The 15,953-nt window shown below is 70.8% G+C and carries 15 protein-coding genes; 9 read left to right on the forward strand and 6 right to left on the reverse strand.

Annotated features, from left to right (window positions below; translation table 11 throughout):
* Nucleotides 1-116 precede the first annotated feature (116 nt).
* From FHS87_RS13785 to FHS87_RS13800, 4 genes are all read left to right on the forward strand, one after another.
* Nucleotides 117-383, forward strand: a complete 267-nt coding sequence (locus tag FHS87_RS13785) for a helix-turn-helix domain-containing protein (RefSeq protein ID WP_184519327.1) — start codon at nucleotides 117-119, stop codon at nucleotides 381-383.
* A gap of 154 nt (nucleotides 384-537) precedes the next feature.
* Nucleotides 538-2,307 (forward strand): histidine kinase famiy protein, encoded by a 1,770-nt coding sequence (locus FHS87_RS13790; protein ID WP_221299903.1) that lies wholly within the window; start codon nucleotides 538-540, stop codon nucleotides 2,305-2,307.
* 4 nt (nucleotides 2,308-2,311) lie between these two features.
* Complete coding sequence (locus FHS87_RS13795) at nucleotides 2,312-3,013, forward strand: histidine phosphatase family protein (RefSeq protein ID WP_184519334.1); 702 nt, start codon at nucleotides 2,312-2,314, stop codon at nucleotides 3,011-3,013.
* Between the two features lie 210 nt (nucleotides 3,014-3,223).
* Nucleotides 3,224-4,741 carry a glycosyltransferase family 4 protein gene (locus FHS87_RS13800; RefSeq protein WP_184519337.1) on the forward strand — a complete coding sequence of 506 codons (1,518 nt, stop codon included), beginning with the start codon at nucleotides 3,224-3,226 and terminating at the stop codon, nucleotides 4,739-4,741.
* Nucleotides 4,742-4,772: 31 nt separating this feature from the next.
* Here FHS87_RS13800 and FHS87_RS13805 read toward each other — a convergent pair whose 3' ends face one another.
* The 4 genes from FHS87_RS13805 to FHS87_RS13820 all read right to left on the reverse strand — a co-directional run bounded on the left by FHS87_RS13805 (nucleotide 4,773) and on the right by FHS87_RS13820 (nucleotide 8,811).
* Nucleotides 4,773-5,384, reverse strand: a complete 612-nt coding sequence (locus FHS87_RS13805) for a cysteine hydrolase family protein (RefSeq protein ID WP_184519340.1) — start codon at nucleotides 5,382-5,384, stop codon at nucleotides 4,773-4,775.
* 71 nt (nucleotides 5,385-5,455) lie between these two features.
* Complete coding sequence (locus FHS87_RS13810; protein ID WP_184519343.1) at nucleotides 5,456-6,172, reverse strand: ribonuclease activity regulator RraA; 717 nt, start codon at nucleotides 6,170-6,172, stop codon at nucleotides 5,456-5,458.
* Nucleotides 6,173-6,182: 10 nt separating this feature from the next.
* Nucleotides 6,183-7,976: an L-arabinonate dehydratase gene (gene araD, locus FHS87_RS13815; RefSeq protein ID WP_246418399.1), complete on the reverse strand. Its 1,794-nt coding sequence runs from the start codon at nucleotides 7,974-7,976 to the stop codon at nucleotides 6,183-6,185.
* An 88-nt stretch (nucleotides 7,977-8,064) separates the two neighbouring features.
* Nucleotides 8,065-8,811 carry a Bug family tripartite tricarboxylate transporter substrate binding protein gene (locus FHS87_RS13820; RefSeq protein ID WP_312862003.1) on the reverse strand — a complete coding sequence of 249 codons (747 nt, stop codon included), beginning with the start codon at nucleotides 8,809-8,811 and terminating at the stop codon, nucleotides 8,065-8,067.
* Nucleotides 8,812-9,178: 367 nt separating this feature from the next.
* On the opposite strand from FHS87_RS13820, the gene FHS87_RS13825 reads away from it, so the two are divergent.
* The 3 genes from FHS87_RS13825 (at nucleotide 9,179) to FHS87_RS13835 (ending at nucleotide 12,256) form a co-directional block, all read left to right on the forward strand.
* Nucleotides 9,179-9,925: a GntR family transcriptional regulator gene (locus tag FHS87_RS13825; RefSeq protein WP_184519346.1), complete on the forward strand. Its 747-nt coding sequence runs from the start codon at nucleotides 9,179-9,181 to the stop codon at nucleotides 9,923-9,925.
* Nucleotides 9,926-10,001: 76 nt separating this feature from the next.
* Nucleotides 10,002-11,294: an NCS2 family permease gene (locus FHS87_RS13830; protein WP_184519349.1), complete on the forward strand. Its 1,293-nt coding sequence runs from the start codon at nucleotides 10,002-10,004 to the stop codon at nucleotides 11,292-11,294.
* A gap of 113 nt (nucleotides 11,295-11,407) precedes the next feature.
* Nucleotides 11,408-12,256 (forward strand): hypothetical protein, encoded by an 849-nt coding sequence (locus FHS87_RS13835; RefSeq protein ID WP_184519352.1) that lies wholly within the window; start codon nucleotides 11,408-11,410, stop codon nucleotides 12,254-12,256.
* 12 nt (nucleotides 12,257-12,268) lie between these two features.
* Here FHS87_RS13835 and FHS87_RS13840 read toward each other — a convergent pair whose 3' ends face one another.
* A complete protein-coding gene (locus FHS87_RS13840) occupies nucleotides 12,269-12,598 on the reverse strand; it encodes a DUF962 domain-containing protein (protein WP_184519355.1) in 330 nt (109 codons plus the stop codon).
* A 104-nt stretch (nucleotides 12,599-12,702) separates the two neighbouring features.
* Between FHS87_RS13840 and FHS87_RS13845 the strand changes: the two genes are divergently transcribed.
* A complete protein-coding gene (locus tag FHS87_RS13845) occupies nucleotides 12,703-14,298 on the forward strand; it encodes an MFS transporter (RefSeq protein ID WP_184519358.1) in 1,596 nt (531 codons plus the stop codon).
* A gap of 4 nt (nucleotides 14,299-14,302) precedes the next feature.
* Here FHS87_RS13845 and FHS87_RS13850 read toward each other — a convergent pair whose 3' ends face one another.
* Nucleotides 14,303-15,112: a fumarylacetoacetate hydrolase family protein gene (locus tag FHS87_RS13850; RefSeq protein ID WP_184519361.1), complete on the reverse strand. Its 810-nt coding sequence runs from the start codon at nucleotides 15,110-15,112 to the stop codon at nucleotides 14,303-14,305.
* Nucleotides 15,113-15,338: 226 nt separating this feature from the next.
* Between FHS87_RS13850 and dps the strand changes: the two genes are divergently transcribed.
* Nucleotides 15,339-15,860 carry a DNA starvation/stationary phase protection protein Dps gene (dps, locus tag FHS87_RS13855; RefSeq protein ID WP_184519364.1) on the forward strand — a complete coding sequence of 174 codons (522 nt, stop codon included), beginning with the start codon at nucleotides 15,339-15,341 and terminating at the stop codon, nucleotides 15,858-15,860.
* The last annotated feature ends 93 nt before the right edge of the window (nucleotides 15,861-15,953 follow it).

Consider the following 15,953-nt stretch of genomic DNA (forward strand, 5'->3'; position numbering starts at 1 on the left):
TCCCGTTGCCCATTTCTGCACCTGGTTCCCTGGAACCCGGCCGGGATGGCCCGGCCACGGGGGCCGGTAGCTCTTCCTTTCGGCAGGGCTGGGATGGAAGCGGTGGAGGTCGGAGCTTGACGCCGGTGCAGTGCTACGAGGCCCGCAGGCTGCTAGGTTGGAAGCGCCTCGAACTCGCCATCCGCGCGCTCTGCGCGGAAGTCACGGTGCGGAACCTCGAGGAGCAGCGATGCCGGCCAAGGCCGTCCACCATCGCCGCCCTCCGGACCGCGCTGGAGGAGGCCGGGATCGAGTTCGTGAGGGAACCGCAAGGGCTGGCGAGAGTGAAGCTGCGCGACCAGCGCGGCACGATGCTCTCCTCTTGCCGGGAGCACCCGGGCTAGCCATCCCGGTCGCCTCTCCTATCTGATTCAACGACGATAACTCGCGATGGAGCCAAGGCGCATCCGGGCCCGTCGAGTCCTGACCGTTTCCGGGCGGGCCGCCTGCCCGGCCGGCATGTGGGGGCAAGGGAGCGGAATGGGTAAAGGGGCCGGCGTGAACGACGGTGAGAGCAGGCAGGAGAACGGGACGCGCGAGGGACGTTTTCTGGACAGGCAGGGCAGCGGGGACCAGGCAAGCAGCGGCGTCCCGGCCGCGGGCCTGCACGAGGGGGTGAGCTACTCCCCCACCGGGGGTCCGGGGATGAACCACTGGCAGGAAGCGAGGATCACCGAGCCCGGGCTCGACGACCGCGGGGACGTGTTCTTCGCGGCGGTCGAGATGACCCGCATGCCGATGATCCTCACCGACCCCAACCTTCCCGACAACCCGATCGTCTTCGCCAACCGGGCCTTCCAGGACCTCACGGGCTATCCGCAGGAGGAGATCGTCGGCCGGAACTGCCGCTTCCTGCAGGGCGCGCAGACCGACCGGGAGAAGGTGGCCGAGCTGCGCGACTCCGTGGCCGCGCAGCGCGCCGTCTCCGTGGAGCTGCTCAACTACAAGCGCGACGGCACGCCCTTTTGGAACGCTGTCTACGTCGCGCCGGTCTATGAGAAGGAGGGGCGGCTCCTCTACTTCTTCGCCTCGCAGCTCGACGTCACGCGGCGCCGCACCTCCGAGCAGGCCTTCCGGCAGGCCCAGAAGATGGAAGCGATCGGCCAGCTCACCGCGGGGCTGGCGCATGACTTCAACAACCTCCTCCTCGTCGTCTCCGGCAATCTCGACTTCCTCCGCGCGAGGCTCGCCGACGAAGGGCTGCGCCGCTATGTCGACCGTGCGAGCGAGGCCGCCGAGCGCGGCGCGCGCCTGACGAAGCAGCTCCTCGCCTTCGCGCGCAAGACGAGGCTGGAGCCGAGGCCGGTGGACCTCACCTCCCTCGTCACCGATTTCGCGGACATGCTCGAGAGCACCGTGGGCGCGCGGGTGAACCTGCAGATCAACCTCCGCCGGAAGCTTCCCCCGGTGCAGGTCGATCCCGTTCACCTGGAGATGGCGTTGCTGAACGTCGTCATCAACGCGCGGGACGCCATGCCGGGGGGCGGGACGGTCACGGTCTCGACCTCGGCGGTGCCGTCCGAGGACGGGAAGGCGCCAAGCTCCCATGTCATGCTCTCCGTCACCGACGAGGGCACGGGCATGCCGCCCTACGTGCTGGAGCGCGCGACCGAGCCCTTTTTCACCACCAAGGGCACGGGGAAGGGAACCGGCCTCGGGCTGGCAATGGTGGCGGGCTTCATCCAGCAGTCCATGGGCAGGCTGGAGATCGACAGCGCCCCTGGCCAGGGCACCAGCGTCCGCATGATCCTTCCCCTGGCCGAGAAGTCCGAGATCCCTCGCCCGGCCGGCCCGCAGGCGCAGGAGCCGCCGCGCGACGCCCTGCGGGAGGCCGCCGAAACGGTGCTGATCGTGGAGGACAGCGAGGACGTGCTCGCCGTCGCGCGCGAGCACCTGGAACTGCTCGGCTACCGCGTGCTGACAGCGGGCAGCGCGGACGAGGCCCTCGCGCTGCTGGAACGGCCGGGAATGGGAAGGATCGACCTGCTCTTCTCGGACATCCTCATGCCCGGGAGCATGAACGGCATCGTTCTCGCCGAGCGCGTGCGCGAGCGGAGGCCGGACATCGCCGTGCTCCTCACCACCGGCTACAACGAGGACCTCGTGGCGGATACGCCGCGCGCGCCCTCGATGGACGTCCTGGGCAAGCCCTACCGCCCCAACGAGCTGGCCGACCGGGTGCGCTCGGCGCTGAACCGCGGCTCCAGCGGCGGGCCGGACGGCGCGCCACCCCCACGGGGGGAGACCGGGCCCCGACACGAGGGATGAGGTAATGACCGCGGCCCCGCCCTCCCTTTCCCGCCGCGGCCGGGCGTTGGGCGGCGGGCGACGTTCCCTCATCGCCCTGCTCTCATCGGCCTCCCTCGCGCGGCCCGCCCGCGCCCTCGATGCCGCTCCGCTGACCCCGGACCTGCCCGCCGGCGCCGCCTTGCTCGACCGGATACGCCGGGGCGGCACGGTCCTGTTCATCCGGCACGCCGACACGGCCGGGGAGCCCTGCGACCGGAGCTTCGTCATCGGCGATCGCGCGGGGCAGCGGAACATCTCGCCCGCCGGGCGGGCGCAGGCCGCCGAACTCGGGCGCCGTATCGCGGCCCTCGGCATCCCGCTCATGAAGCCGGTCCTCGCCAGCCCGGTCTTTCGCGGGCGGGACACGGCCGAACTCGCCTTCGGAGCCGCGGAGGTGACGGTCACCGATGGGCTGATGGCCGATGACTATGCCGGCCCCCGCCTCTCCTGGGTGCTGGCGGAGCACCGGCGCCTGCTATCCGAGCCGGTTCCGGCAGGGACGAACCGCGTCCTCGTCGGGCATCGCGGCCCCGTGCAGATCCTTCTGGGGGAGCCCGTGGCGGGCACGCGGCTGCCGGAAGCCGGGATCTTCGTGGCCGAGCCGGATCCGGGCCGTGGGTTCCGGGAACTGGGCATTCTGGCGCTGGTGCCGCCGCTGAACGGCGGGAATCCGTCCTGCCGCTGACGGCCAGACGGCTTCTCTCAGCTAGGCTCGCCCCCTCGGATCGCCCCTTCCCCGCTCCTTTTCGGCCGAGCTCCACCCAGGGCGCAGGTTTTCCCCAAGCTGGATCATGAACCGCCCCGGCGCCCTCCCGAGGTAGGGGACGGCTTGCTCCGGGGACGATTTTCAGCGACCAACCGCCAGCCGGTCCACCTTTCCAGGAGCGAACGAACCATGACGACGATCTGGATCGATGTGGAAGATCTGTTCGACTACGCGCGGGTCAACCCCCGGCCGAGCGGCATCCAGCGGGTCGAATACGAGATCTGCCGCTGCCTTGTCCGCTCCGCGGGTGTGGAGCGCGTGAAATTCCTGCGGCACGGCCCGGGCGGCACCTCCTTCCAGGCCGTGCCCTGGACCGAGGTCGACACCCTGTTCACCGGCCTCAGCACACCCGCTCCCACGACGGAGGAGGAGGCGGCGAACGATCCGGCCCCCGCGACGGGAACCCTCACGCCTTCCGTCCCCGACCTGATCCCGCCGCCCCCCCGCCGCCGCCTGCGCCGCCGCTTCCTGAGCTGGGCCGCGCGCCGCGTGCCTGGTCATTTGCGGGAACCCCTCGGCACTGCCTTCCTGCACCAAGTCAACGCAATCCACACTGCGATGCATGCCGGGCGGATCGCATGGGAAGCGGCCTTCCCTCGCCGCCCCGCGCCCTTGCCCCAGGTGGAGGCCGCTTCCCCACCGGCCTCGGAGGAGGCCATCCCCACTCCGGGCCGAAAGGCACCGGTGGTGGCGGAGCCGCTGCCGCAGTCTTTCGATGCCCGGACCGGCGACATCCTCCTCGTTCTCGGCTCACCCTGGTTCCATCGGGACTACGCCTCGCTCATCCAGGCCGTGAAGGCCGAGAAGGGCCTGCGCTTCGGTGTGCTGATCTACGACATCATCCCGCTGCGCCGCCCGGAATGGTGCGACCACACCCTGATCCAGCTCTTCGAGGGCTGGCTGAGCACGGTGCTGCCGCATGCGGACGCGCTGATGGCCATTTCCCAGGCCAGTGCGGACGACCTCGCGGCCTATGCGAAGGAGAAGGGCTGGCCGCTCCAGGCGAGGCCCGTCGCCATCCCGATGGGCACGGGCTTCGGCGCCCCCGCCCCCGCCATCCGCCTGCCCGGGCGGGAGTATCCGGAACCCGGCAGCTACGCGCTGATCGTCTCCACCATCGAGGCTCGCAAGAACCACATCCTTCTCTTCCGCGTCTGGCGCCGGATGCTGGAGGAGATGCCGCGGGATAAGGTTCCCACCCTCGTCTTCGCCGGGCGCGTGGGCTGGATGGTCGCCGACCTGATGCAGCAGCTGCGGAACGCCCACTACCTCGACGGCAAGCTCGTCCTCTTCCAGGACCCGACGGATGGCGAGCTGACCACCCTCTACCAGGGCGCGCAGTTCACCCTCTTCCCCTCCTTCTACGAGGGCTGGGGCCTGCCGGTGACGGAGAGCCTCGCCTTCGGCAAGCCCGCCATCATCTCCAACACCACCTCCCTCCCCGAGGCCGGCGGCGCGCTGGCCCGCTACTTCGATCCGGAGAGCACCACCGAGGCTTATCACGTGATCCGCGAGGTGGTGGAGGACCCGGAGGGGCTGCGGAACTGGCAGGCGAGGGTGGCGCGCGACTTCCGCCCCGTCGCCTGGGACGAGGCGGCACGGGCCGTCCTCCGCGCGCTGGAGGAGCCGGCGGTCACCCCGGCCTGACCGGGTTCCGGTCAGGCAGGCCTGACCGGCGTCAGCGCCAGGCCTCCAGCAACTCGTCCGTCGTCACCGTCTCCACCTGCTGGCCGTAGCGCTCTCGGTAGAGGGTGAGCAGCGCGTCATGGGTGTGGTCGGAGGATGAGCAGAGGGCGTCGGTCGGCACGACCACGCGGTAGCCCAGGTCCACCGCGCCCAGCACGGCGCCGAGAACGCAGACATCCGTCTCCGCGCCGGTGATAATCAGCGTGTCCACGCCGCGCCCCTTCAGCAGCGCGTGCAGCTCCGGCTGCACCCAGGGCGAGTAGACCTTCTTGTCCAGCACCGTCGCGGGCGGCACGAAACGCGCGAGCGATGGGATGAGCTCCATCATGGAGGGCGGCAGCGCCTCCTGCGTCATGCTCTTCCAGCGCTCCCAGTAGTGGCGCCAGGTGCCCTCGCCCTCCCCTGTACGGGCAGCGGTGATGAAGCGGGTGAAGACCGTGCGCTCGGGATGGGCGGCGACGATGCGCTCCACCACGGGCAGCACGCGCTTCATCCAGGGCGTGTGCCAGTCCGTCTTCTCGGCGAAGAGGTTCTGCATGTCGATGCAGAGATGGGCGCAGTTCTCGCCCAGCGGCCCCTGGTAGAGCCCTTTCTCGTCCGGCATCGTGTTCCCCCCGGGCTATTGGACCCGGGAGGAACGCGCGGGGCAGCCGCGGGATTACCGCGGCCGCGGGCTCAGCGGCCCTTTTCCTTCCGCCAGGCCGCGAAGGCCTCGAGGTTGGAGGGGTCCGTCGCGGGATAGAGGCCGATGATGGGCTGGCCGCCGCGGACGCGCTCGGTCACGAAGTCCTCATAGGCGGTCATCTCCACCGCCTCGGCCGCGATCTCGTCGGCCAGATGGGCGGGGATGACGATCACCCCGTCCCCGTCGCCCACGATGACGTCGCCCGGGAAGACCGGCGCATCGCCGCAGCCGATCGGCACGTTGAGGTCGATCGCGTGGTTCAGCGTCAGGTTCGTGGGCGCCGAGGGACGGGAGTGGTAGGTCGGGATGTCCATCGCCGCGATCTCCACCGCGTCGCGGAAGCCGCCATCGGTCACCACGCCGGCGACGCCCCGCACCATCAGCCGGGTGACGAGGATGGAGCCGGCGGAGGCCGCGCGCGCGTCCTTGCGGCTGTCCATCACCAGCACGGCGCCGGGCGGGCACATCTCCACGCCGCGGCGCTGCGGGTGCTCGGGGTCGCGGAAGACCTCGAGCTTGTTCAGGTCCTCGCGCGCCGGGATGTAGCGGAGCGTGAAGGCCTCCCCGACCATGCTCTCGCCCCGCACGCGGAGCGGGTGCACGTCCTGGATGAACTGCTGGCGGAAGCCGCGCTTGTACAGCGCGGTGGCGAGGGTGGCGGTCGAGACGCCCTTCAGCTTCTCGCGCGTCTCGTTGGACAGGGCCATGGATCGTTCCTCAGTAGATGGCGGGCTCGGGCACGGGGGCGCCGAACTCGGTGCGCAGGAAGTCGAAGTCGCAGCCTTCGTTCGCCTGCTGGATGTGCTTGCTGAACATGTAGCCGTAGCCCCGCTCGTAGCGCGGCTCGGGCGCTTTCCACTCCGCGCGGCGGCGCGCCAGCTCCTCCTCGGACACCTCCATGTTGATCGTCCGCGCATCCACGTCGAGCGTCACGATGTCGCCGTTCCGCAGCAGGGCGAGCGGCCCGCCGATGTAGGATTCCGGCGCCACATGCAGCACGCAGGCGCCATAGGAAGTGCCGGACATGCGGGCATCCGACATGCGCAGCATGTCGCGCAGCCCCATCTTCAGCAGCTTCTTCGGCATGGGCAGCATGCCCCATTCCGGCATGCCCGGCCCGCCCTGCGGCCCGGCGTTGCGCAGCACCATCACCGTGTCGGGGGTGAAGGGATAGTCCTCGTCCTCCACGGCCTTCTTCATGGAGGGATAGTCGTCGAACACTACGGCCGGGCCGGAATGCTTGAGGAACTTCTGGTCCATTGCCGCCGGCTTGATCACGCAGCCGTCGGGGGCGAGGTTGCCCTTGAGCACCGCCAGCGATCCCTCGCCGTAGATCGGGTTGCTCGTGGGGCGGATGACGTCGCTGTTGTAGACGCGTGCGCCCTCGATGTTCTCACCCACCGTCTTGCCGGTGACGGTGACGCAGGAGAGGTCCAGGTGCTCCCGGATCTCGTTCATCAGCGCCCGGATGCCGCCGGCGTAGAAGAAGTCCTCCATCAGATAGGCATTGCCGGAAGGCCGGACATTGCCGATCACCGGCACGCGGCGGGAGTAGCGCTCGAAGTCCTCGAGGCCGATGTCCTGCCCCGCGCGGCGCGCCATGGCGATGAGGTGGATGATCGCGTTGGTCGAGCAGCCCATCGCCATCGCCACCGCGATCGCGTTCTCGTAGGAGGCGCGGCTCTGGATGCGCTGGGGCGTCAGGTCCTCCCAGACCATCTCCACGATGCGCCGCCCGCTCTCGCTAGCCAGGCGGATATGGCCCGCATCGGCGGCGGGAATGGAGGAGCCGCCCGGAAGCACCATGCCAACGGCCTCGGCGATGGCCGTCATGGTGCTCGCCGTGCCCATGGTCATGCAGGTGCCGTAGGAGCGCGCGATGCCGCCCTCGACGCCGAGCCAGTCCTGGTCGGTGATCTTGCCTGCGCGCAGCTCGTCCCAGTACTTCCAGCTGTCGGAGCCCGAGCCGAGCACCTTGCCCTGCCAGTTGCCGCGCAGCATCGGGCCGGCCGGCAGGAAGATGCAGGGGATGTTCATGCTCGTCGCGCCGAGCAGCAGGCCGGGCGTCGTCTTGTCGCAGCCGCCCATCAGCACCGCGCCGTCCACGGGGTGGGAGCGCAGCAGCTCCTCCGTCTCCATGGCGAGGAAGTTGCGGTACATCATCGTCGTCGGCTTGACGTAGCTCTCGCTCACCGAGATCGCCGGCAGCTCCACGGGGAAGCCGCCCGCCATCAGGATGCCGCGCTTCACGTCGTCCACGCGCTGCTTGAAGTGGACGTGGCAGGGGTTGAGGTCGGACCAGGTGTTGACGATGGCGATCACCGGCTTGCCCGTCCATTCTTCCGGCGAGTAGCCCATCTGCATCGCGCGGGAGCGGTGGCCGAAGCTGCGGAGGTCGGCCGGGCCGAACCAGCGAGCGGAGCGTAGATCGGCCGCAGTCTTGCGGTCGGGGCCCTTCCTGGTGGTGCCGGGCTCCAGCGGGTCGGGGGGCAGGTTCGGATCGTCAGCCATGGTCATTCTGCCTTCATTTCGTTCCGGCGTTTCCCCCTCGGCAGCGATGCGAGGGCGGCGGCGGGGAGGTGGCGGCCCGCCGGAGCGCCTAATCGATGCTGATATTCGCGCGCTTGGCAACGTCGCCCCAGCGCTTCGTCTCCGCTTCCACGAAGGCGCGGAACTCCTCGGGCGTGCTGCCGACGGGGGTGATGCCGAGTTCGCGGAAGCGCTGCGCGACGGCGGGCGCGGCCAGGGCCGCCGCCGCCTCGCGCTGCAGGCGCTGCACCACCGGCGCGGGCGTGCGGGCGGGGGCGAAGAGGCCGTGCCAGGAGAGGCTCTCGAAGCCGGGCACCGTCTCCGCGATGGCGGGGATGTCCGGCGCGGCCTCCGCGCGACCCTGCGAGGTGACGCCGAGGATGCGGATCTTGCCCTCGCGGGCGAGCGGCCAGACGGAGGAGAAGTTGTCGAAGGCGATGGACAACTCGCCCGAGAGCAGGGCCGTGGTGACCTGCCCGCTGCCGCGATAGGGCACGTGCTCCATCTCCGTGCCCGTGAGCTGGCCGAAGAGCGCGCCCGCGAGATGGACCGAGGTGCCGACGCCTGACGTGCCGTAGGCGAGGTCGCGCGCCGGGCGGGAGCGGAGGAGTGCGATCAGCTCGGGGATGTTCTTCGCCGGGAAGTTCGTGGCCACGGCCAGGGCGTTGGGCTGGGTGGCGAGCTGCGTGACGGGGGCGAAGTCCCGCAGGTTGTCATAGGGGATGCGCGGGTAGATCGACGGATTGATCGCGTGGCTGCTGATCGTGCCCAGGCAGACCGTGTTGCCGTCGGCGGGCGCGCGGGCGCGCGGGCGCAGGCCTCCGAGCCGATATTGCCGCCGGCGCCGGGGCGGCTCTCCACCACGAAGGCCTGGCCGAGCGCCTTGCCCATCTCAATGCTGACCAGCCGCGCGACCGTGTCCGAGGTGCCGGCGGAGAAGGGCACGATCAGGCGGATTGGCTGGCTGGGCCAGGAGGGGGCCGTGCCCTGGGCGAGGGCGGGCAGCGCGGCCGCCGACAGAAGGGCCGAGAGCGCGGCGCGGCGATGGAGAAGGTGCATGGCGGAAGTCCCTCTTGGCGCGGCTTCGCCGCTCTCGTTCTCTCCCCACATCTGATATATGAGATGCGAGCTGAGTCAAGCCGCGCTGTCGGCACTCGCCCGTGGCTGCTAGGAAAGGAGGAAGGATGAACTCGCTGCGCTCCTCCGACCGGGCCCCTGCGGCGCCGGGTGCCGTCCTGGCGGATACCGGGCTCGACGGGCTGGCCCCGCTCGGGCGCCGGAAGTCGGCCGCCGAATTCGCCTATGAGCAGTTGCGCGAGGCCGTGATCTCCCTCTCCCTCCCGCCGGGCACGGTGCTGGCACGCGGGGCCATCGCGCAGCGGCTGGGCCTGAGCCAGACCCCCGTGCGGGAGGCGCTGATCCGCCTGCAGGAGGAACGGCTGGTCGAGGTGGTGCCGCACTCGGCCACCCGCGTCTCGCGGATCGACCTCGCGAATGCGCGGGAGGCGCATTTCCTCAGGCTCTCGATCGAGCTGGAGATCGTGCGGCAGCTTGCGCAGACCCCCGCCCCCTCCCTGGCTGGCGTGCTGCGGGAGGGGATCGCGCGGATGCGGGCGGCGCTCGCCACGGAGGACCATGCGGGGGTCGCCGGGGCGGATGAGGCCTTCCACGCCGCGCTCTACCTGGCCGCCGGCGTGCCGGGGCTGCGGGACCTCGTCCATGGCTGGAGCGGCCATCTGGACCGGCTGCGACGGCTGCACCTGCCCTCGCCGGGCAAGGCCGAGGCGATCCTGGCCGACCACGAGGCCCTGGCGGGTGCGATCCTGGCCGGCGACGCGGCGCGGGCGGAGGCGCGGCTGCGGCAGCACCTCGCCGGAACCTTCGCCGAGGCTGAGGGGCTGCGCGCGGCCTCCCCGGCTTATTTCAGCTAGGGCCACCTGTTGGTTGCCCCGGGGCTGGCGGCCTGTTTCCCTGTCCGGCGGATTCGCAGAGGGGATTGCAGGGGGAATGGACCGGCTCTTCAGGCTTGCCGAGAACGGCACGACGCCGCGCACCGAACTGGTCGCCGGCCTCACCACCTTCCTGACGATGGCCTACATCATCGTCATCAACCCGCAGATCATGGCGGCCGCCGGGATCGATGCGGGCGCGGCCTTCGTCGCCACCTGCCTCGCCGCCGCCATCGGCTGCGCGCTGATGGCCTTCCTCGCGAACTATCCCATCGCCCTCGCCCCGGGGATGGGGCTGAACGCCTATTTCGCCTTCGCCGTGGTGGGCGGCATGGGCGTGTCCTGGCAGGTGGCGCTGGGCGCCGTCTTCCTGTCGGGCATCATCTTCTTCCTCGTCTCCCTCGCAGGGTTCCGGGAATGGCTGATCAACGGCATCCCCATCTCCCTCAAGCTCGGCATCGCGGCGGGGATCGGCTTCTTCCTCGGGCTGATCGGGCTGAAGAACCTCGGCCTCGTCGTCGCGCATCCCGCCACCCTCGTCGGCATGGGCAGGATCGGCTCGGCCCCGGTGCTGATCGGCTGCGCGGGCTTCGTGCTCATCGCCGGGCTGGTCGCGCGGCGCGTCCCGGGGGCGATCGTGATCGGCATCCTCCTCACGGCGCTGGCGGGCATCCCCTTCGGGCTCACGAACTTCAACGGGATCGTCTCCGCCCCGCCCTCCCTCGCTCCCACCTTCCTGCAGATGGACCTGGCGGGCGCGGTCTCGCTCGGCCTCGCGGGCATCGTCTTCACCTTCTTCATGGTAGACCTGCTGGACAATGCCGGCACGCTGATCGCGACCACCCATCGCGCGGGGCTGATGCGGCCGGATGGCACGGTGCCGCGGCTGGGCCGCGCGCTGATGGCCGATAGCGGCGGGGCGATGATCGGCGCCGTGCTCGGCACCTCCACCACGGTGAGCTACATCGAGAGCGCGGCGGGCATCCAGGCCGGCGGGCGCACGGGGCTGACGGCGCTGACGGTGGGCATACTATTCCTCCTCGCCCTCTTCCTGGCGCCGCTGGCGACCGCCATCCCGGCCTTCGCCACCGCCCCCGCCCTCGTCTTCGTCGCCTGCCTCATGGCGCACTCGCTGCGCGACCTCGCCTGGGACGAGCCGACGGAGTACCTACCGGCCATCCTCGGCGCGATCGCGATGCCCTTCACCTTCTCCATCGCAACGGGCATCGGCATCGCCTTCATCGCCTATGCCCTTATCAAGCTGGTCGCCGGGCGGGCGGGCGACGTGCACGGCGCCGTGTGGCTCATCGCGGCGCTCTCCGCGGCGAAGTTCGCCCTCAGCGGCGGCTGAAGGCGCGGGCGGGGCGGCAGATGTCCCCCTGCCAAGGGCGCCGGCGGAAATCGCCGGGGTCCCGCCCGTCCTCCTCCTGGCGCTGCCGGGCTGACCAAGGCTACAGCGCAGAGATGCGCCGCCCGAAGCCCCGCCCCACCCTCCTCCTCACGGCGCTCCTGGCCGCGGCCGCACCTGCCTCGGCGCAGGACGAGCCGATGGAGATGGCCGACGCCCCCTTCGAGATCTCCGGCCCTGCCGCCGCGGCGCCCGGCTCGGCGGGGATCGGTTTCGTCGGGGTCTACGAGCGTGCCCGGCGCGGAAGGGTGCGCAGCACCGGAGCGGGCGAGACCGAGCTCAAATTCGGCGTCGCGCCCCAGCTGGAGCTTCAGATCGGCGGGAGCGGCGCCTATGGCGCGCTGGAGACGCGGCGCCGGCTCGGCAACGCGCCCGGGCTGGAGGAGGAGACAGGTGCGACGGGTAGCGACGAGCGCGCGCGTTGGGGCGGCACGACGCGCATCGGAGCCCTCTACCAGATCTCGGAGGAGGGGGACGCTGCCCCCGCGATCGGCGCGCTCGGGCGGCTGAGGACGCTGTACGGCCCAGGGCGCAAGGGCTACGAGGCCGAGGGCCTGTTGCTGCTCGGCAAGACGTTCCGCGGCTTCCGGGATCTTCCTTTCGGGGCCTACGCGAATCTCGGCTGGACGACGCGCATCGATCCGCAACCGGGGGAACGCACGAACCGATCTCTCCTCAACGCCGCCCTGGCCCAGGCGGTGAGCCCGGATACGGCGCTGGTCGTCGCCTATAGCCGCTCGCGGCAGGAGCGGGACGAGCGCGACTTCAGCCTGCTCCAGGCCGGGGTCCGGCACAGGCTGGCCGGCGGGCGCGCCGTGATCGGGCTGGCCGCGGGCACGGGGCTGAGCCGGGACACCCCGCGCTTCCAGGTCGCCCTCGCCCTGCAATGGGTGTTGTGGGAGTAGCGCTCCCTCCCCTCAGCCCAATCCGGCCCGCCGCAGCTCCCGCTCCAGCCGCCCGGTCAGGAACAGCCAGGCCATGCGGAGGTCCGACCCCAGCGACCAGAGGGGGTGGGTGAAGGTGGCCGGGCGGTTGCGCTCGATGAGCATGTGGCTGACCCAGGCGAAGAGGTAGCCGATCACCACCCCGGCGAGCACCAGCCACCACCGCCCGCTCGCCAACCCGGCGACGAACAGGCCGATGCCGAGCAGCGTGCCGAGCACATGGACCCGCCGCGTGCGGGGATCCGCATGTTCCCGGAGGTAGTAGGGCCAGAACTCGGCATAGGTGGCGATGCGCTGTGCCATGGACCGAGCCTAGACCATGGCCGGGACGGGAGGCGAGAATTCCGCTAACCCCTTCCGCCCGCCCAGCCCGGCGGACCCCACCACGAATCGGTCCCTCAGCCCCGATGCCCGCCCCAGCCGCCTTCGTCCCGTTCCGGAACCCCGCCTTCCGGCTGCTCTGGGTCGGGACCCTCGTCAGCAATATCGGCGGATGGGTGCAGAGCACGGGCGCGGGGTGGCTGATGACCTCCCTCTCCCCCTCCCCGGTGATGGTCAGCCTCGTCCAGGCGGCCTCCCTGTTGCCGGTCTTCCTGCTCGCCCTGCCCGCGGGGGCGCTGGCGGACATCATGGACCGCCGGCGGTTCCTCCTCATTACCCAGTTCTGGATCCTCGGCTGCGCGCTGCTTCTCTGCGCGCTCACCGCGGCGGGGCTGCTCGGGCCCTGGGGGCTGCTGGCCCTCACCTTCTGCATCGGCATCGGCGCGGCGGCGAACTTCCCGGCCTTCGGCGCCACCACCCCCGAGCTGGTGGTGCGGGAGGACCTGGTGCAGGCGATCGTGCTGAACGCCATGGGCTTCAACCTCGCCCGCGCGATCGGCCCGGCGCTGGGCGGGCTGGTGCTCGGCTGGGCGGGGGCGGAGCTGGCCTTCGCGCTCAACGCCGCCTGCTTCCTCTATCTCATCACTGCGCTCTTCCTCTGGAAGCGCGCGCCCGAAACCGTGACCATGCCACGGGAGAAGCTGCTGGATGCGATGGAGAGCGGGGTCCGCTTCGTCCTCGCCAGCCCGGTGATGCGCGGCATCATCATCCGCGCTGCCCTTCCCCATTTCGCCGGCTCGGCGGTCTGGGGATTGCTGCCGCTGGTCGTGCGCTTCCGCCTCGGCCTGGGGCCCTCGGCCTTCGGGCTGATGCTGGGCGCGATGGGGGTGGGCGCGGTGGTGGCGGGCTTCTTCCTGCCGGCGCTCCGCAACCGCCTCTCCCGCTCGGGGGTGGTGGTGTTCTGCTCCTGCGGCGTGGGGTTCTCGATGATCCTGCTCGCCCTGTCCACGCACCCGGCGCCGGCGGGTCTGGCCATGCTGCTCTACGGCGCCTCCTGGCTCGGCATGACCTCGACCCTCAGCGCCTCCGCCCAGCTCGCGGCCCGCCCCTGGGTGCGGGCGCGGGTGATCGGGCTCTATCAGGTGGCGACCTTCGGGTCGCTCGCGCTCGGCTCCACCCTCGGCGGGGTGGGCGGGGCGCTCATCGGCCTGCCGGAGACACTCGCCGCCTTCGGCGTGGCGAGCATCGTGCTCTCCGTCCTCGTCCGCCACCTGCCGATGGACGCCGCCCCGGTGGCGCCGCCCCTCGCGCCCGCCCATCCCGAGCCGGTGCCGGAAGCCCCCGCGGCCGAGCTTCTTCCGCTGCTCCAGGGGGATGAGGCGCGGCTGCTGGAGTCCGTCCGCTACGCCGTCCCGCCCGCCTCGCGCGAGGCCTTCCTCGCAACGATGGCGGAGGTGCGGGGGGTGCGGCTGCGGGCCGGCGCCATCGTCTGGCGCCTCTACGAGGACGTGGCCCATCCCGAGCGCTACGTGGAGCTCTGGGCCGTGCGCTCCTGGACGGACCACCTGCGGGAGCAGTCCCGCCTCTCGGACGGGGACCACGCCGTGCTCGCCGCCGCCACCGCCTTCCAGCAGGAGGGGACGGCGGCGCAGGCGGAGCGCTTCGTGCAGCTCCCGGTTTAGGCGCTCACGCCTGGGCCGGGGTGATCCGGATGGAGAGGTCGGGCAGCCCCTCGATCTTGCAGAGGATCACGTCGCCCGGCACCACCGGCCCCACATTCTCCGGCGTGCCTGAATAGATGATGTCGCCCGCCATCAACTCGAAGGCCTCGGAGAGGCGGGAGATCTGCTCGGCCACGCTCCAGATCATCTGGGAGAGGTCGGCGTTCTGCTTCACCTGCCCGTTCACCGCGAGCGAGATGGCGCCGCGGGCGAAGTGCTTCCCGTCCTGCACGGGATGGATCGGCCCGATCGGGGCGGAGCGGTCGAAGGCCTTGCCGATCTCCCAGGGCTTCTTCTGGTCGCCCATGCCGCGCTGCAGGTCCCGCCGCGTCATGTCGAGCCCGACGGCGTAGCCATAGACATGCTCCAGCGCGCGGTCGGCGGAGATGTTCCGCCCGCCGGATTTGAGCGCCGCCACCAGTTCCACCTCGTAGTGGTAGTTCCTCGTCAGCGGCGGATAGGGATGGTCCACCACCCCGCCCGGCGGCACGAGCTGCACGGCGTCCGACGGCTTCTGGAAGAAGAAGGGCGGCTCGCGGTCGGGGTCCGAGCCCATCTCGCGCGCATGGGCGGCGTAGTTGCGGCCGATGCAGTAGATGCGGCGCACGGGAAAGGCGGCCTCGTTCCCGGCGATGGGCACCACGGGCTGCGGCAGGGCGAAGAGGGTGCGCGTCCCGCTCGCCACCTGCGCCTCCGCCTCCATCGAGGCCCCGATCAGCCCGGCGGCGCCCAACGGCAAAGCGGCGCCCAGCACCGCCCTTCGGTTCGTCTTCATGTCCATCTCCTCCGTCCCGCCCCGTGCGGGGCTTGGAGGCCGAGGCTAGCACGCCGGACCTCCCCGCCTGCCATAGCACAGGAGAACGGGGCCCCCCGGCCATGCGCCGGGAGGGCGGCAGCCCTACCCGGGAAACCTTCCCCGGCTCCGTGCATTCGGCTTGCCGGGGACGGCATCCAGCCCATCCTGGATCCGCCCATCGGACACGAGAACGAAGGAGCGCCCCGTGGCGACCAAGACCGAAGCCGCCGGCAAGGTTCCCGGCAAGATCCCCACCCGCAACGACACGCCGAACAACGGCAAGGCCGTCTCCATCGGCGTGCTGCAGGGCGCGCTGGTGGACATGGCCGACCTGACCAACTCCACGAAGCAGGCGCACTGGAACGTCAAGGGCAGCCACTTTTACGGCCTGCACAAGATGTTCGAGGAGTTCTACACGATCCTGAACGCGCAGGCGGACGAGATCGCCGAGCGCTGCGTCCAGCTCGGCGGCATCCCGGACGGCACGACGGAGACGATCGGGGCCACCAAGCGGATCGAGCGCTACGACAGCAAGCTGCTGGACGGGCTGGACCACTGCGCGGCGCTGGCCGACCGCTACGCCCAGATGGCCAAGGAGCTGCGCGAGGGCATCGACCAGACGGACGAGGCCGGCGATGCCGACACCTCCGACCTGCTGACCCAGGTCTCCCGCGAGCTGGATAAGATGCTGTGGATGATCGAGGCCCATCTCCAGGGCAAGAACTGACCCCTTCCCGCGCCTTCTGACCTCTCCGGGCCACGGCCCGGCCTGAATGTTCCGCCGCCGGCATCCCGGATGCTGGCGGCGGTTGCATATGGA

This window comes from Muricoccus pecuniae (assembly GCF_014199205.1).
Taxonomy (GTDB): domain Bacteria; phylum Pseudomonadota; class Alphaproteobacteria; order Acetobacterales; family Acetobacteraceae; genus Roseomonas; species Roseomonas pecuniae.

What these genes read in the sequence shown, in the direction of transcription:
- FHS87_RS13850 (WP_184519361.1), bottom strand. Translation starts at nt 15,112, where the DNA reads ATGAAGACGAACCGAAGGGCGGTGCTGGGCGCCGCTTTGCCGTTGGGC.
- FHS87_RS13795 (WP_184519334.1), top strand. Translation starts at nt 2,312, where the DNA reads ATGACCGCGGCCCCGCCCTCCCTTTCCCGCCGCGGCCGGGCGTTGGGC.
- FHS87_RS13805 (WP_184519340.1), bottom strand. Translation starts at nt 5,384, where the DNA reads ATGCCGGACGAGAAAGGGCTCTACCAGGGGCCGCTGGGCGAGAACTGC.
- FHS87_RS13830 (WP_184519349.1), top strand. Translation starts at nt 10,002, where the DNA reads ATGGACCGGCTCTTCAGGCTTGCCGAGAACGGCACGACGCCGCGCACC.
- FHS87_RS13810 (WP_184519343.1), bottom strand. Translation starts at nt 6,172, where the DNA reads ATGGCCCTGTCCAACGAGACGCGCGAGAAGCTGAAGGGCGTCTCGACC.
- FHS87_RS13835 (WP_184519352.1), top strand. Translation starts at nt 11,408, where the DNA reads ATGCGCCGCCCGAAGCCCCGCCCCACCCTCCTCCTCACGGCGCTCCTG.
- FHS87_RS13840 (WP_184519355.1), bottom strand. Translation starts at nt 12,598, where the DNA reads ATGGCACAGCGCATCGCCACCTATGCCGAGTTCTGGCCCTACTACCTC.
- FHS87_RS13825 (WP_184519346.1), top strand. Translation starts at nt 9,179, where the DNA reads ATGAACTCGCTGCGCTCCTCCGACCGGGCCCCTGCGGCGCCGGGTGCC.
- FHS87_RS13800 (WP_184519337.1), top strand. Translation starts at nt 3,224, where the DNA reads ATGACGACGATCTGGATCGATGTGGAAGATCTGTTCGACTACGCGCGG.
- FHS87_RS13845 (WP_184519358.1), top strand. Translation starts at nt 12,703, where the DNA reads ATGCCCGCCCCAGCCGCCTTCGTCCCGTTCCGGAACCCCGCCTTCCGG.
- araD (WP_246418399.1), bottom strand. Translation starts at nt 7,976, where the DNA reads ATGGCTGACGATCCGAACCTGCCCCCCGACCCGCTGGAGCCCGGCACC.